1 protein-coding gene is annotated in these 241 nt (G+C 35.3%); it reads left to right on the forward strand.

Annotation, left to right across the window (positions count from 1 at the left end):
- Positions 1–241, forward strand: a 241-nt coding sequence (locus tag ACFIO5_RS11585; RefSeq protein WP_375705489.1) for a pertactin-like passenger domain-containing protein, incomplete at both ends; no start/stop codon positions are given.

The raw sequence follows: 241 nt of genomic DNA on the forward strand, positions 1-241 counted from the left end.
CTTATTATTGAGGAAGGAGCAGGTGATCATACAGTAAGCGTTTTAGATTCTGGTGCTGAAATTGCAAACAACTCCTTCCAATCAGTTAATTTAATTACTGATAAAAGTGGAAACGCTCATTTTTCTTTAAAGAATCGTTCTGGTGAAAAAGCGGCTACTATTGATGGTGGAGCCTATATGTATAGTTTGCAACAGAAAAAGGGTAATGATGGAGAAAAAAAGATTTGGTATTTAGCTTCTG

The organism is Bartonella sp. AA86SXKL, from assembly GCF_042196885.1.